At 38.9% G+C, this 12,169-nt stretch carries 16 protein-coding genes; 10 read left to right on the top strand and 6 right to left on the bottom strand.

What is annotated here, in order from left to right:
* Positions 1-90: 90 nt before the first annotated feature.
* Both IQI_RS01965 and IQI_RS01960 read left to right on the top strand, forming a co-directional pair.
* Positions 91-663, top strand: coding sequence for a histidine phosphatase family protein (locus IQI_RS01965; RefSeq protein WP_064090946.1), 573 nt, complete (start codon positions 91-93; stop codon positions 661-663).
* A 56-nt stretch (positions 664-719) separates the two neighbouring features.
* On the top strand, positions 720-947 hold the full coding sequence (locus IQI_RS01960) for a hypothetical protein (protein WP_064090947.1): 228 nt from the start codon (positions 720-722) through the stop codon (positions 945-947).
* A gap of 97 nt (positions 948-1,044) precedes the next feature.
* Here the strand turns inward: IQI_RS01960 and IQI_RS21295 are convergent, their stop codons facing one another.
* Positions 1,045-1,128 carry a hypothetical protein gene (locus IQI_RS21295; RefSeq protein ID WP_408006801.1) on the bottom strand — a complete coding sequence of 28 codons (84 nt, stop codon included), beginning with the start codon at positions 1,126-1,128 and terminating at the stop codon, positions 1,045-1,047.
* Positions 1,129-1,355: 227 nt separating this feature from the next.
* Between IQI_RS21295 and IQI_RS01955 the strand changes: the two genes are divergently transcribed.
* The 4 genes from IQI_RS01955 to IQI_RS01940 all read left to right on the top strand — a co-directional run bounded on the left by IQI_RS01955 (position 1,356) and on the right by IQI_RS01940 (position 5,036).
* A complete protein-coding gene (locus IQI_RS01955; protein ID WP_064091057.1) occupies positions 1,356-2,207 on the top strand; it encodes a GRP family sugar transporter in 852 nt (283 codons plus the stop codon).
* A gap of 13 nt (positions 2,208-2,220) precedes the next feature.
* Positions 2,221-3,006, top strand: coding sequence for a glucose-1-dehydrogenase (locus IQI_RS01950; protein ID WP_064090948.1), 786 nt, complete (start codon positions 2,221-2,223; stop codon positions 3,004-3,006).
* A gap of 402 nt (positions 3,007-3,408) precedes the next feature.
* Positions 3,409-4,671: a Y-family DNA polymerase gene (locus tag IQI_RS01945; RefSeq protein WP_064090949.1), complete on the top strand. Its 1,263-nt coding sequence runs from the start codon at positions 3,409-3,411 to the stop codon at positions 4,669-4,671.
* Positions 4,672-4,703: 32 nt separating this feature from the next.
* Positions 4,704-5,036 carry a YolD-like family protein gene (locus tag IQI_RS01940; RefSeq protein WP_064090950.1) on the top strand — a complete coding sequence of 111 codons (333 nt, stop codon included), beginning with the start codon at positions 4,704-4,706 and terminating at the stop codon, positions 5,034-5,036.
* Between the two features lie 45 nt (positions 5,037-5,081).
* On the opposite strand, the gene IQI_RS01935 is transcribed toward IQI_RS01940, so the two are convergent.
* Positions 5,082-5,297: a CDGSH iron-sulfur domain-containing protein gene (locus tag IQI_RS01935; protein WP_064090951.1), complete on the bottom strand. Its 216-nt coding sequence runs from the start codon at positions 5,295-5,297 to the stop codon at positions 5,082-5,084.
* A 128-nt stretch (positions 5,298-5,425) separates the two neighbouring features.
* On the opposite strand from IQI_RS01935, the gene IQI_RS01930 reads away from it, so the two are divergent.
* On the top strand, positions 5,426-5,758 hold the full coding sequence (locus tag IQI_RS01930; protein ID WP_064090952.1) for an iron-sulfur cluster biosynthesis family protein: 333 nt from the start codon (positions 5,426-5,428) through the stop codon (positions 5,756-5,758).
* Positions 5,759-5,860: 102 nt separating this feature from the next.
* On the opposite strand, the gene IQI_RS01925 is transcribed toward IQI_RS01930, so the two are convergent.
* The 4 genes from IQI_RS01925 to IQI_RS01915 form a co-directional block, all read right to left on the bottom strand.
* Positions 5,861-6,772: an aminoglycoside phosphotransferase family protein gene (locus tag IQI_RS01925; protein WP_064090953.1), complete on the bottom strand. Its 912-nt coding sequence runs from the start codon at positions 6,770-6,772 to the stop codon at positions 5,861-5,863.
* Complete coding sequence (locus tag IQI_RS01920) at positions 6,769-7,698, bottom strand: alpha/beta hydrolase (protein WP_064091124.1); 930 nt, start codon at positions 7,696-7,698, stop codon at positions 6,769-6,771. The genes IQI_RS01925 and IQI_RS01920 overlap by 4 nt, the downstream gene beginning before the upstream one ends.
* A gap of 130 nt (positions 7,699-7,828) precedes the next feature.
* Positions 7,829-7,960 carry a hypothetical protein gene (locus IQI_RS21125; protein ID WP_268874466.1) on the bottom strand — a complete coding sequence of 44 codons (132 nt, stop codon included), beginning with the start codon at positions 7,958-7,960 and terminating at the stop codon, positions 7,829-7,831.
* 69 nt (positions 7,961-8,029) lie between these two features.
* Positions 8,030-8,929, bottom strand: coding sequence for a hydroxymethylglutaryl-CoA lyase (locus tag IQI_RS01915; RefSeq protein ID WP_064090954.1), 900 nt, complete (start codon positions 8,927-8,929; stop codon positions 8,030-8,032).
* Positions 8,930-9,119: 190 nt separating this feature from the next.
* On the opposite strand from IQI_RS01915, the gene IQI_RS01910 reads away from it, so the two are divergent.
* Genes IQI_RS01910 through IQI_RS01900 form a run of 3 tightly spaced genes read left to right on the top strand, consistent with a single transcriptional unit; the run spans position 9,120 to position 11,716 of the window.
* Complete coding sequence (locus IQI_RS01910) at positions 9,120-10,307, top strand: acetyl-CoA C-acetyltransferase (protein ID WP_064091058.1); 1,188 nt, start codon at positions 9,120-9,122, stop codon at positions 10,305-10,307.
* A gap of 34 nt (positions 10,308-10,341) precedes the next feature.
* Positions 10,342-11,034, top strand: a complete 693-nt coding sequence (locus tag IQI_RS01905) for a CoA transferase subunit A (RefSeq protein WP_064090955.1) — start codon at positions 10,342-10,344, stop codon at positions 11,032-11,034.
* A gap of 19 nt (positions 11,035-11,053) precedes the next feature.
* Complete coding sequence (locus IQI_RS01900; RefSeq protein ID WP_064090956.1) at positions 11,054-11,716, top strand: CoA transferase subunit B; 663 nt, start codon at positions 11,054-11,056, stop codon at positions 11,714-11,716.
* The last annotated feature ends 453 nt before the right edge of the window (positions 11,717-12,169 follow it).

Genomic DNA, 12,169 nt, shown 5'->3' with positions numbered 1-12,169 from the left:
GAAAGAGTTGGTTACCGTTATGTGAATGACTCTTTTTAAGGTGCGTATTTGTATAATGACGTTCCATTATAAATGGTTTTAGGAGGTAGTATGAATACTTTTGTATATATGGTAAGGCACGGTGACTCTCCAAAAGGAGGAGAAGAAAAAACGAGAGGATTGACTGTTAAAGGAAAGCATGATGCTCTAGTTATTGCAAATGTATTACGAGACGAAGATATTGATGTTGTCATCTCCAGCCCATACAATCGCTCAATCCTAACCGTACAAAATCTAGCAGAACAAATTGGACAAGAAGTTATTGTATTTGAAAACCTTAAAGAAAGAATTTTTCATGTTGAAGAACAGAGGATATCTGATAAGGATTTATACCCTTTATTAAAGGAATCATTTACCGATCCCGACTTTTCTTTATCCGGAGCTGAATCTAATTCCACCTGTCAGAAACGAGCAATAAAAGTATTAAAAGAATTATTGATAAACTACCAAGGACAAAAAGTTGTATTGGGGACTCATGGAGCTGTTATGACTTTAATGATGGGGTATTATGATAGGAAGTATGATTTGAATTTTTTACATAGCATATCTAAACCAGATATTTATAGGATGGAGTTTAATGAGCAGGTTTTAGTGGATGTGAAAAGGCTTTGGGAACCATCATAGTATGTGTTTTAACCTAATGCTTCTCTTATTAACCTGTAAATGATGGAGGGTAAACGATGTTTTCAAAAGGTAAAATCCTTTTAGTTTCCTTAGTATTATTCGTTTTTTCCTGTACTACTTGGCTTATCGGTCATTCTTTTGCTGCACCAGATGAAATGGATAGAGGCACTTCTGTTGCGATAATAGGTTTTCTGGGAACCATGTTCTTTCTCTTCACCACCATATCTTTGTCTTTCATTATGTTGATTTCAAAGTTGAAAAATAATAAAACGTATATTCGTTAGGTTTAAAGGGGCTTTTCTGTAAAAAGGGAAGCTTCTTTTTTTATTTCCCAAGCACCTTTTCTTCAAAAACAGAAACTCCTCCTCAATCTACATAGATTTAATCTACAGGGAATTCATATACGATATCTTCAACGATCTGGTGAATTGATGAATTCGGTTCTTCTTTAGAACGAGTTTCGATTTCCTCAACTAATGTTCATAATCCCAGTAATTAAGAGGATGTTCATTGAAGGAACATCTTTTCAATCATCGCTTTTCCATTTTGACACTTCATGGTGATTATACCGAACAAAATAAGGGTATGCATCACTGAACGGAAAATGTTTCTGTTTTTCTAGCCTATAAGGCTAAAAATTCTATTAAGTGAAAAACTATTTTTATCGATTGCAAAAAGGATGTGGAAATATGATAGGGATTTTGTTAGCCCTAATCCCCGCAGTAGCTTGGGGAAGTCTTGTGTTCGTCAGTGTAAAACTAGGAGGAAATGCTTACAGTCAAACAGTTGGAATTACAATTGGTTCCCTACTGTTTGCCATTGGCGTTTTCTTCATTAAATCCCCGGAGTTAACGCTTTTTGTTTGGGGTATCGGCTTTATTTCCGGAGTCTTCTGGGCTGTCGGCCAAGTGAATCAGTTAGCAAGCGTAAAATTTATTGGTGTTGCTAAAACAGTTCCTATCTCTACAGGAATGCAACTGATCGGTACAACACTCTTTGGGGTTTTAGTGTTTAAGGAATGGACTACAACCTTAACCATTCTAATCGGAAGTGGGGCCGTTTTTGCTCTTATTATTGGTGTAGTACTAACCTCATTTTCGCAAAAATCTGCTGGTGATGATCAGTCTCAACTAAAAAAAGGTCTATTCACTTTATTTATTTCAAGTTGTGGATACATAGCTTATGTCGTTATTTTAAGGTGGTTTAACATCGACGGATGGGAAGCCATTTTACCACAAGCAATCGGAATGTTTATCGGAGCGGTTGTGATCACCTTCAGGCATAAGCCTTTTACAAAATATACGGTTCGAAATATATTAACGGGCCTGATGTGGGCGTCGGGTAATTTAGGATTATTACTTGCTCTCCCGAGAATTGGGGTAGCAACCAGCTTCTCCTTATCTCAAACAGGTATTGTCATTTCCACCCTCGGAGGATTGTTTTTCTTAGGAGAAAAGAAATCGAAAAAACAAATTTTCCTCGTGATCCTGGGGTGTGTTCTCATTATTATTGGTGGTGTTCTTCTAGGTTTTACAAAAAGTTAAGGAGGAATATAGGATGTATACTGATCTGACAGGTAAGGTTGTTATCATTACTGGTGCCGCTACTGGGATTGGAAAGGCCATCGCAACTCGATTGGCTAATGAAGGATGTAAAGTGGTAATTAACTATTTTAAAAAAGAAGAAAATCCAGAGGCGATTGTAAAAGAGATTGAACAAGCAGGAGGGCACGCTTCCATTATTCAAGGGGATGTTTCGAAAGAAGAAGACGTGAAAGCATTTGTCCAATTTGCTCATGACACGTATGGAAGCCTTGATATTTATGTGAATAATGCAGGGGTCGAAAATGAAGTTCCTTCTGAAAATTTGTCTATTGAAGACTGGCAAACGGTCATAAATACTAATTTAACCGGTACCTTTCTCGGTTGTCGAGAAGCTGCCAAGTACATGTTAGATCATAATATCAAAGGATCCATCATTAATATTTCTTCTGTTCATGAAATTATTCCCTGGCCACACTTTGTCCATTATGCAGCCAGTAAGGGTGGGGTTAAATTATTAATGGAAAGTCTTGCTTTAGAGTTCGCTCCCGATGGAATTCGAGTAAATAATATTGCACCAGGGGCCATCGATACACCTATTAATGCTGAAAAATTTTCTGATCCTGAAAAGAAAAAGGGAGTGGAAAAGCTGATTCCAATCGGGTATATCGGAGAACCTGAGCAAGTGGCATCCTGCGCTGCATTCTTAGCTTCAGAGCAGGCAAGCTATGTAACCGGTACAACCTTAGTTGTGGACGGGGGAATGACCAAGTATCCAGGCTTTCAAGCTGGAAAAGGATGAAAAACAGGAAGGAGAAGCGGTCACTTCTCCTTCCTGTTTTTTTATTTCTTGGATGAAATGTGCGAAAAGCGGGGGTGAATGTGCGAAAACACTCTACTAATGTGCGAATTTACCTAGATAATGTGCAAAATTGTGAACAACGAGGAAATATCGCTAAATTTTTCTTGTGCGTCCTTCTAAATGGTCTGATTTATGGAGCGATTGGGCCACTTTTCATCAGAATTGGGCCAAATCGTGAATTCTCTTCTCAATCTTTGTCCATTTTGGCTTGTCTTTTCCTTTTCTTATTATTCACTCCGTTACCAATAATTTAAGTTGAAAGCGAACGTATATTCGTATACAATCATAGATATACTATATAAGAACATTTGTTCTATTTATACGGTGATGGAGGAGGATTGAATGACTGTCGATTACAGTGTGCTGCCACACCATAAGATTTTATGCATCGATATGAAGAGCTTTTATGCTAGCTGTTCGGCTGTCATGCTGGGACTAGACCCTCTTGAATGTCATTTAGCAGTTGTGGGGGATAAAGACCGTAAAGGAAGCATTGTATTGGCGGCCTCCCCTAAGATGAAAAAAGATTTTGGCATTAAGACAGGGTCCAGGATGTTTGAAATCCCTAATGATTCTCGAATTCAATTAGTAGAACCAAAAATGGCTACGTACGTCCGGATTTCAACTGAGATTACTCGGTTATTTCATCGCTATGTTCCAAAGGATGCCATTCATACTTACAGTGTAGATGAAAGCTTCATTAAGATTGATGGGGCCACCAATCTATGGGGGGACGCTACAACAATTGCTCATAAAATAAAAGATGATATGGAGAGGGAGTTTCAGCTTCCTTGTGCTATAGGAATTGGTCCTAATATGCTTTTATCAAAATTGTGCTTAGATCTTGAAGCAAAGAAAAAAGGAGTTTGTGAGTGGACTTACGAGGATATACCTGAAAAACTTTGGCCGCTCTCACCCCTAAGTGAAATGTGGGGGATTGGTCGACGCATTGAAAAGACCCTTAATCGAATGGGGATTTTCTCCGTTGGACAATTGGCGAAATATGATTTAGAGAAGCTTGAAGATAAGTTTGGAGTGATGGGAAATCAGCTATACCATCATGCGTGGGGAGTAGATTTATCCGAAATAGGTGCCCCTATCATGGATGGGCAAATTAGCTTTGGAAAGGGTCAAATTCTTCTGCGGGACTATAAAGAAAGAAAAGAAATTAAGCACGTTATATTGGAAATGTGTGAAGAAGTGGCCAGGCGGGCTCGTACCCATAAGAAAGCAGGAAGAACCGTTAGCTTTGGAATAGGATACAGTCAAGAAGAGTTTGGAGGAGGGTTTCATCGTTCAAGAACAATGGAGGAACCTACGAACATTACCATGGATTTGTATCGTGTATGTCTCGAATTATTTGAAGAGAATTACAACGGTAGGACAGTACGGAAAATTTCTATCGCCCTCTCGAATGTTGTGGACGACGAGACGTTACAAATTTCATTGTTTGATCCTAAACGTTGGGAAAAAAGAGAATTAGGATATGTGGTAGATCGAATTCGAAATAAATATGGATCGGCAGCTTTACTTCGCGCAGTCTCGTATACAGAAGCAGGAACAGCAAAGCATCGTGCTCGTCTTGTAGGCGGCCACAAATCGTAACAGCCCTGACTTCAATTTAGGAGGTGAAGAATGTGATTCGTGATCGAGGAAGAATAAAGTGGACATCTATGATGTTACCAGAGCATGTAAAATTATTGCGAGATTGGGCTAAAGAAGATACTTATGAAAAGAGAAAGGAACTCGATGAACAGGAGCTGGAGATGTTAAATGATGTGGTGTCAGAAGCCATGGAATTTGGTAAGCTAGTCTCCATTACCTATTACGTAAAACACCGCCATCAGTTATTCATTGGAACGGTGCATCATGTTGATGCCTTAGAAGAAAAGCTACACGTAGTGGATCGCTTTCAGGAAGCGCAATATATTCCACTATCGAGCGTAACCGATATTCACTTTTTTGAATGAATTTGAAAAGAGACTTCCCTTTTGGAAGTCTCTTTTCGTCATGTGTTATTCTTCGTCTAGAACCTTTTCAGCGCGTACACACGATTCGAATTTACCTTTATGTGAAGCATCACAAAACGGCATTTTAGTCGATAGACCGCAGCGGCAAAGAGTGAACACTTGCTTTGTCGGAAATACATTTCCATCTGCATCAACTAATTCTACATCTCCACTAACGCGAAAAGAACCATTATCATTTACTTTAATTTGAGCTTTTGTCATGAAAACCCACCCTTTCTAAATACATACAAAAGATTCCCCACTTTGATAGTAAAGTGAAAAAGAGAAAAATGCAATATTCTAAAGGAAACAGGTGAAATATGATAGGATAAAGTGGAGGAGGCTGAACAATGAAAATAGAAATAACAAATGAAGCAATGCAAAAAATAATAGATAAAATTGATCATCAAGAAGGGTATTTAAAGTTAAAATATGACACAGAAGGCTGCGGTTGTGTAGTCAGTGGTATCCCGACGTTATGGTATGTGAAAAAGCCAGATGAAGGTGAAGATATCGAAATAGAAACGAATTCTTACCCTATTCTAGTTGAAAAATCCAAAACAGTATTTCTTGATGAGGAATTGAAAATTGATTTCTCAACAGCAAGCAACACATTTCAATTAAAAAGCCCTGGACAAATCATAAATGGAAGAATGAACTTTGTCCTGTTCCCCAATGAATAAAATAATAGGCCCTGAAGAAGTAAAGTCTTATGTTTATGCTTTTTCAGGGCCAAATTATCTTTTAAAACACCAACCTGTATTTGTAATGCACCATTAACAGAATTAAGCGGTATAGAATTCACTCAACAATGTGTCAAATAATCGAGCTACCTCCACCCCATCCTTCCAGCAGTCAACCCCATCCTCTAAACACCAACAGGCAGATAGAATTGAGTGACAATATCCATACGAAATCAACCGCTCATATGAAAGAGAAAGAAGAGAAGCCATGGTTTTAACTCGAAATTCCAGAAGCTTTAATGGCTGAGGATGCTCTTTCCAATAGTTTAAGAGAAATTGAATGCAATCGTATTCTCGTTCACCGAGTACGCCCTTAGGATCGATAACGGTCCACCCTAAAGAATCAGAGTAAAGAATATTGTGATGGTGGAGGTCCCCATGTAGTAAATACAGATCAGAAGCGGAGGAAAATAATATTGAATACAAGTCCTCAGCCTTTGATACCATTTCTGGTGGCAAAGGACCCGTGTCACCATTGTACTGCCTTCGGAGCCGATCGATCCCATAAGACCACGCTTGAACAGTAGGGTAAGGGTGGTCACTGGACGGCTTATGCCATAATTGTTGAGCGACATAGGCAAACATCTTTACCTCTTCTTCTTCACTTTTTAACGTATGCAGGTGAGTGCCAGGCTGCAGATGTTCTAAGAGAATCCAGCCTTCTTCTCGGTTGGAGTCCAAGACCTTAACCATTCCTCTGCCTTGGAAATCTTGAAGGGCATGAAACTCATTTGAGAAATCCTTATTGGGATAGCCCACTTTTAAAACGGCAGGTTGATTTGAGTTAACTAGAACAGGCACAACAAAGTTATAGCTAAGGGAAAAGGGTTTGCCATAGGTTAAATGAAGACGGACTTTTAAAGAACCTAACAATTCTTCGACATTAGAGACCCAGTCAAGTCCTGAATTGCCGTACATCGTTTGCATCTTCTTTCGAAAGTCTTCGGGTATCATAAAGATTTCTCCTTTTCTTTAAAGACCCATTCATTTAAAAAACGTTGAATGACCTCTTCATATTGTTCAGGGTTATCATTATATGACTGAGCATGAGACCCTTTAAAGTCTAGAAATAATTCTTTTGCCCCTTGCTTCTTATTAAATAAATCCATTGTCATTTGAGGTAAGATAAAGTCATCATCTGAGCTGTGAATAAACAAAATGGGCTTTTGAATATTTTGGATCACTGAGAGGGGTGATAAATCCTTCAAAGTATAGCCCTGACGAAGCTTTAACGTACGATTGACAAGTGGCAAAAGAAATTTTGCGGGCATTTTCAATTCTAGGCTCATTCGATAGCTGAGCTGCTCACCGAAATCGGAAAACGGGCAATCAGCAATATAGAAATCGGCGCGATCTTCTACACTCCCTGCGTACAAAAGGAGAGTGGCAGCACCCATGGATTCACCATGTATACCAAAGAAAAGATCATCACCAACGCGGTGAATTAATTCGTCAACTACCGCCTTTAAGTCATACTTCTCAAAGTACCCATAGCTTGTTGTCTTTCCTCCGGACTCCCCATGACGTCTATGATCATATATCACCGCATTGAAGCCTTTTTTAATAAAGAGATTCATATATTTAATAGAGTTGTATTTATTTTCAGTTACTCCATGTGAAAAAATCATGTATTTATTATGAGGGTATGGAGTGACAAAAACAGCATGAATGTCATACCCGTAAGGAGAGGGAATGAGGACCTCATGTTTAGGAAGGGAAGCATAATCTTCTTCGATTAAGCGAATAGCCTCCACTTCTCTGGAACGAATAAATTCCTCGTCTTTTTTTGGTAAGTACATAACTCGATTAGTGATGTAAAAGCCTAATCCACCTAAACCAAGTGTAGAGAGTAAACTAGTTAGGAAAAGTCTTTTTTTCATGGAGATCACCTCTGAAATAGTCTAGATTAATTGTAGCACGATAAGGAAAAAAGAGGAATTTACTGATTGGTGTAGAGGAAGATCTTCAAAGAAAAAGAGTGTCCCATAATAAAGGACACCCTCTAAAAAATTATGATTTAGCATTCTGTCCCTTGGTAGGGTGAATAGCTTTTTTTAGCTCTTCAGCAGCCATTGGATTTGAAACAGTGTCTGAACTTTTCTTTCCCTTTTGGCTAAATCCTTTTTCACGTTTTTGACTCATTCTGCTCAACTCCTTGAAATGCATTTAGCATTAGAGTGTACAAAAGAGATATGGGTTATACGCCAGATATTATTTGTTTAGTTCATACAAACGATAATATCCACTTTCAATGGGACGACTCGTATAAGGTTTAATTACATCAATGGCTTGAGCTAGCTTCTCCAGGTTCACTCCTGTTGAAATGCCAAGCTCCTCCACCATAAATACCACATCCTCTGTGGCGACATTACCAGTAGCACCAGGCGCAAAAGGACATCCCCCAAGTCCACCAGCCGAGGTATCAAAGCGATCAATCCCTGCTTGTAAAGAAGCGAAAATATTGGCTAATGCCATTTTTCTCGTGTCATGGAAATGTGCAGTTAACAGAACATCAGGCAGCTCTGTTCTTAATAAGGAAAAGAGGGTGAAAGCTTCTAAAGGATTGGCGCGTCCAATCGTATCTGCCACACTTAACTCATCTACTCCTAAATGAACAAATTTCTTACAAAGGTCTAAAGTATCTTCAGGTGAAACTTTTCCTTCATAAGGACAGTAAAAGGCAGTAGAAATACAGGCCCTGACAAAATATCCACGCTCTTTTAATTGTAGGATAAGAGGGGTTAAACCTTCTAATGCCTCTTGGGTTGATTTGTTAATGTTTTTTTGATTAAAGGTATTGCTAACGCCGACAAATACGGCTACTGATTGACAATCTGTTTCATACACTCGCTCTATCCCTTTTTTGTTAGGGGCTAAGACAATATCTCGTGAATCGATTGTTAAGCAAGAATCGACAATATCGCTGGCATCCTGCATTTGTGGAACCCATTTAGGAGATACAAAGGATGTTAGCTCCATCTCTTTTACCCCTGATTCTTTCAGCTTAAAAATAAACTCCTTTTTTACATCAGTAGGAACAAAATTCTTTTCATTTTGCAACCCATCTCTGGGACCAACTTCAATTATGGTTATGTTATTAGGTAAATTCATCATTTCGCCTCCCCTTCTTTATTGTAGGAAGATTCCGACTTATAAAGCAACAAAAAATTTTTTGACAAAATTAGAGGATTTTAAACGCTTACATAGAAAGAGTAAAAGTGGAACAGATTTTTCAAACTCCTCTTTATTGCAAGAGGATACAGGCAAATCAATCAGTCAGAAGAGAAAGGGAGGAAGAAAAATGTCGAATGAAGTCGTCATTGTTAGCGCAGTACGTACTGCTATTGGAAGCTTTAATGGCTCTTTAAAAGATATTTCAGCACCGGAACTTGGAGCGATTGTCATTAAAGATGCACTCGAAAAGGCTGGTTTAAAATCAACGGATGTGGATGAAGTGATTATGGGTAACGTCTTACAAGCAGGATTAGGACAAAATCCAGCTCGCCAAGCATCCATTAAAGCAGGGCTTCCGGAAAATGTGCCCGCTATGACTATTAACAAAGTATGTGGATCAGGATTAAAAACAGTTCACCTAGCGACGCAGGCAATTCTTGCAGGGGATGCGGATGTTATTGTTGCAGGTGGTATGGAAAATATGAGTCAGGCTCCATATTTATTACAAGGAGCAAGAAGTGGATATAAAATGGGAGATCAAAAAGTAGTCGATAGTATGATTTCCGATGGATTATGGTGTGCATTTAACGATTATCATATGGGAGTAACAGCAGAAAACCTATGCGACCGATATTCCCTTACACGTGAAGAGCAAGACGAATTTGCAGCTTGGAGTCAACAAAAAGCAAGCACAGCGATTGAAGAAGGCAGGTTCACCGATGAAATCGTACCTGTTCAAATCCCTCAAAGAAAAGGGGATCCAGTGTTCTTTAGTCAAGATGAATTCCCTCGTAAAGGGTCCACTGCCGAAAAGCTCTCTGGTCTTAGAGCCGCATTTAAAAAGGATGGTAGTGTAACAGCTGGAAATGCATCAGGAATTAATGATGGTGCAGCTGCAGTTGTCGTTATGTCAAGGAAGAAGGCGGATGAGCTTGGCATAACACCACTTGTCACCATTAAAGGGAATGCTAACGCAGGTGTTGATCCAAGTGTAATGGGAATTGGACCTGTACAAGCAGTGAAGAAAGTGTTGGAAAAAACAAAGTTAACGATGGAAGATATGCATTTAATTGAAGCAAATGAGGCATTTGCTGCACAATCCTTAGCGGTAGATAAAGAGCTTGGATTTAACAAAGATTTATTAAATGTAAATGGTGGAGCGATTGCACTTGGTCACCCGATTGGAGCAAGTGGCACCCGAATTCTTGTTACGCTGATTCATGAAATGAAAAAGCGACAAGTACAAAATGGTTTAGCCACTTTGTGTATCGGTGGAGGACAAGGAGTAGCAACGGTTGTCGAGCTACATAAATAATCATATTAAAAGTAAGAACTGAGGAGGGTAATCAATGAAGCAAGTGTTTACTTCATACGCAGAAGCAGTAGCAGATATTCATGATGGAGCCACTCTTATGGTGGGGGGATTTGGTTTATGCGGAATTCCTGAAAAGCTAATCCTTGCCCTTGTAGATAAAGGTGTAAAAAACCTTACTGTGATCTCAAATAACTGTGGTGTAGATGACTGGGGATTGGGTTTATTACTGAAAAATAAGCAAATTGATAAAATGATTGGGTCTTATGTGGGAGAAAATAAAGAGTTTGAAAGACAAGTATTATCAGGTGAACTTGAAGTAGAGCTGGTTCCTCAAGGAACGCTGGCAGAAAAAATTCGTGCTGGAGGAGCAGGGATTCCTGCCTTTTATACACCTGCAGGAGTCGGCACGCCCATTGCTGAAGGAAAAGAAACTCGTACCTTTAATGATAAAGAATATTTATTAGAAGAGGCATTTACAGCCGATTTTTCTCTTGTAAGAGCGCAGAGGGCAGATAAAATGGGGAACTTAGTTTACAACAAAACTGCTCAAAACTTTAACCCTATGATTGCAGCTGCTGGAAAAGTAACAATTGCTGAGGTAGAAGAACTTGTTGAAATTGGAGAAATCAATCCAAATGAAGTCCAAACACCAAGCATTTATGTACAGCGATTAATCCAAGCTGATCAAGAAAAACGTATTGAAAGAAGAACGGTGAAACAAGCTTAGAGGGGAGAGTGCAAAGGATATGGATCGTGCTAAAATGCGTGAAAGAATAGCAAGAAGAGCAGAAAAAGAAATAGAAGATGGTTTTTATGTGAATTTAGGAATTGGCATGCCTACATTAGTAGCCAACTATATTACGGAAAACAAGCAGGTTGTCCTGCAATCGGAAAATGGCCTACTTGGAATTGGACCATATCCAACTGAAGAGGAAGTAGATGCAGATCTGATTAATGCAGGTAAAGAGACGGTTACTGCGATTCCAGGCTCTGCCTACTTTGATAGCTCAGAGTCATTCGCTATGATTCGTGGAGGACATATTAACATCGCTATTTTAGGTGGTATGGAAGTAGCTGAAAACGGTGATCTTGCAAACTGGATGATTCCAGGAAAGATGATAAAAGGAATGGGCGGAGCAATGGACTTAGTTCATGGTGCTCAACGTATCATTGTCATCATGGAGCATGTTAATAAAAATGGGGATAGTAAGATTCTTAAAGAATGCACACTACCCCTTACTGGAAAAGGTGTCGTTCACCGTATCATAACAGACCGTGCTGTTATGGATGTAACGGAAGAAGGACTACTGCTTCGTGAAGTAGCAAATGGATTTTCAGTTGAGGATATTGTATCTTCCACAGAAGCTGCACTAAAAGTCAGTGAAGATGTAGTATTAGACGCGTATTAAATAGAGGCAAAAACCATAAGTCGTCATAAAGATGAAAGCAGGTTAATAGGACCTCCATAATTGAACTAGTCAAAAGGGAAGAACATCTACCTTTTGACTAGTTTTTTATTGGTAGTCCCTATTTTTGTCATTCAATTTATTTTAGATGAGAAAGACAGTTCCAAGACCAACTTTTGGTTCCCTCGCATCTAAGTGTCGAATTCAGTATATGATTCCTGATTATCCAATTGAGCCGTCAAAAACATTGACTAACTGTTCAATTGAAAGTTTTTTATTATAGTAATTTAAAATAGGACAAGATATATTCTCGGTAGGTTATAACGATAAACATTAACTAATAACTGATGTTTGAGCTATGCTGAGAAGCATTTTGTGTGTTTGTTATCCATATTATTAGGCCATAAGAATGTAGAATCACAGAGTGGAATGTAGCGGAAGGCACTTGACTCCTGC

Source organism: Rossellomorea aquimaris TF-12 (assembly GCF_001648555.1).
In the GTDB taxonomy this organism is placed as follows: domain Bacteria; phylum Bacillota; class Bacilli; order Bacillales; family Bacillaceae_B; genus Rossellomorea; species Rossellomorea aquimaris.
This window is presented reverse-complemented; position numbering and strand designations above follow the sequence as displayed.

What these genes read in the sequence shown, in the direction of transcription:
- IQI_RS01965 (WP_064090946.1), top strand. Translation starts at nt 91, where the DNA reads ATGAATACTTTTGTATATATGGTAAGGCACGGTGACTCTCCAAAAGGA.
- IQI_RS01960 (WP_064090947.1), top strand. Translation starts at nt 720, where the DNA reads ATGTTTTCAAAAGGTAAAATCCTTTTAGTTTCCTTAGTATTATTCGTT.
- IQI_RS01950 (WP_064090948.1), top strand. Translation starts at nt 2,221, where the DNA reads ATGTATACTGATCTGACAGGTAAGGTTGTTATCATTACTGGTGCCGCT.
- IQI_RS01945 (WP_064090949.1), top strand. Translation starts at nt 3,409, where the DNA reads ATGACTGTCGATTACAGTGTGCTGCCACACCATAAGATTTTATGCATC.
- IQI_RS01935 (WP_064090951.1), bottom strand. Translation starts at nt 5,297, where the DNA reads ATGACAAAAGCTCAAATTAAAGTAAATGATAATGGTTCTTTTCGCGTT.
- IQI_RS01930 (WP_064090952.1), top strand. Translation starts at nt 5,426, where the DNA reads ATGAAAATAGAAATAACAAATGAAGCAATGCAAAAAATAATAGATAAA.
- IQI_RS01925 (WP_064090953.1), bottom strand. Translation starts at nt 6,772, where the DNA reads ATGATACCCGAAGACTTTCGAAAGAAGATGCAAACGATGTACGGCAAT.
- IQI_RS01920 (WP_064091124.1), bottom strand. Translation starts at nt 7,698, where the DNA reads ATGAAAAAAAGACTTTTCCTAACTAGTTTACTCTCTACACTTGGTTTA.
- IQI_RS21125 (WP_268874466.1), bottom strand. Translation starts at nt 7,960, where the DNA reads ATGAGTCAAAAACGTGAAAAAGGATTTAGCCAAAAGGGAAAGAAAAGT.
- IQI_RS01915 (WP_064090954.1), bottom strand. Translation starts at nt 8,929, where the DNA reads ATGAATTTACCTAATAACATAACCATAATTGAAGTTGGTCCCAGAGAT.
- IQI_RS01910 (WP_064091058.1), top strand. Translation starts at nt 9,120, where the DNA reads ATGTCGAATGAAGTCGTCATTGTTAGCGCAGTACGTACTGCTATTGGA.
- IQI_RS01905 (WP_064090955.1), top strand. Translation starts at nt 10,342, where the DNA reads ATGAAGCAAGTGTTTACTTCATACGCAGAAGCAGTAGCAGATATTCAT.
- IQI_RS01900 (WP_064090956.1), top strand. Translation starts at nt 11,054, where the DNA reads ATGGATCGTGCTAAAATGCGTGAAAGAATAGCAAGAAGAGCAGAAAAA.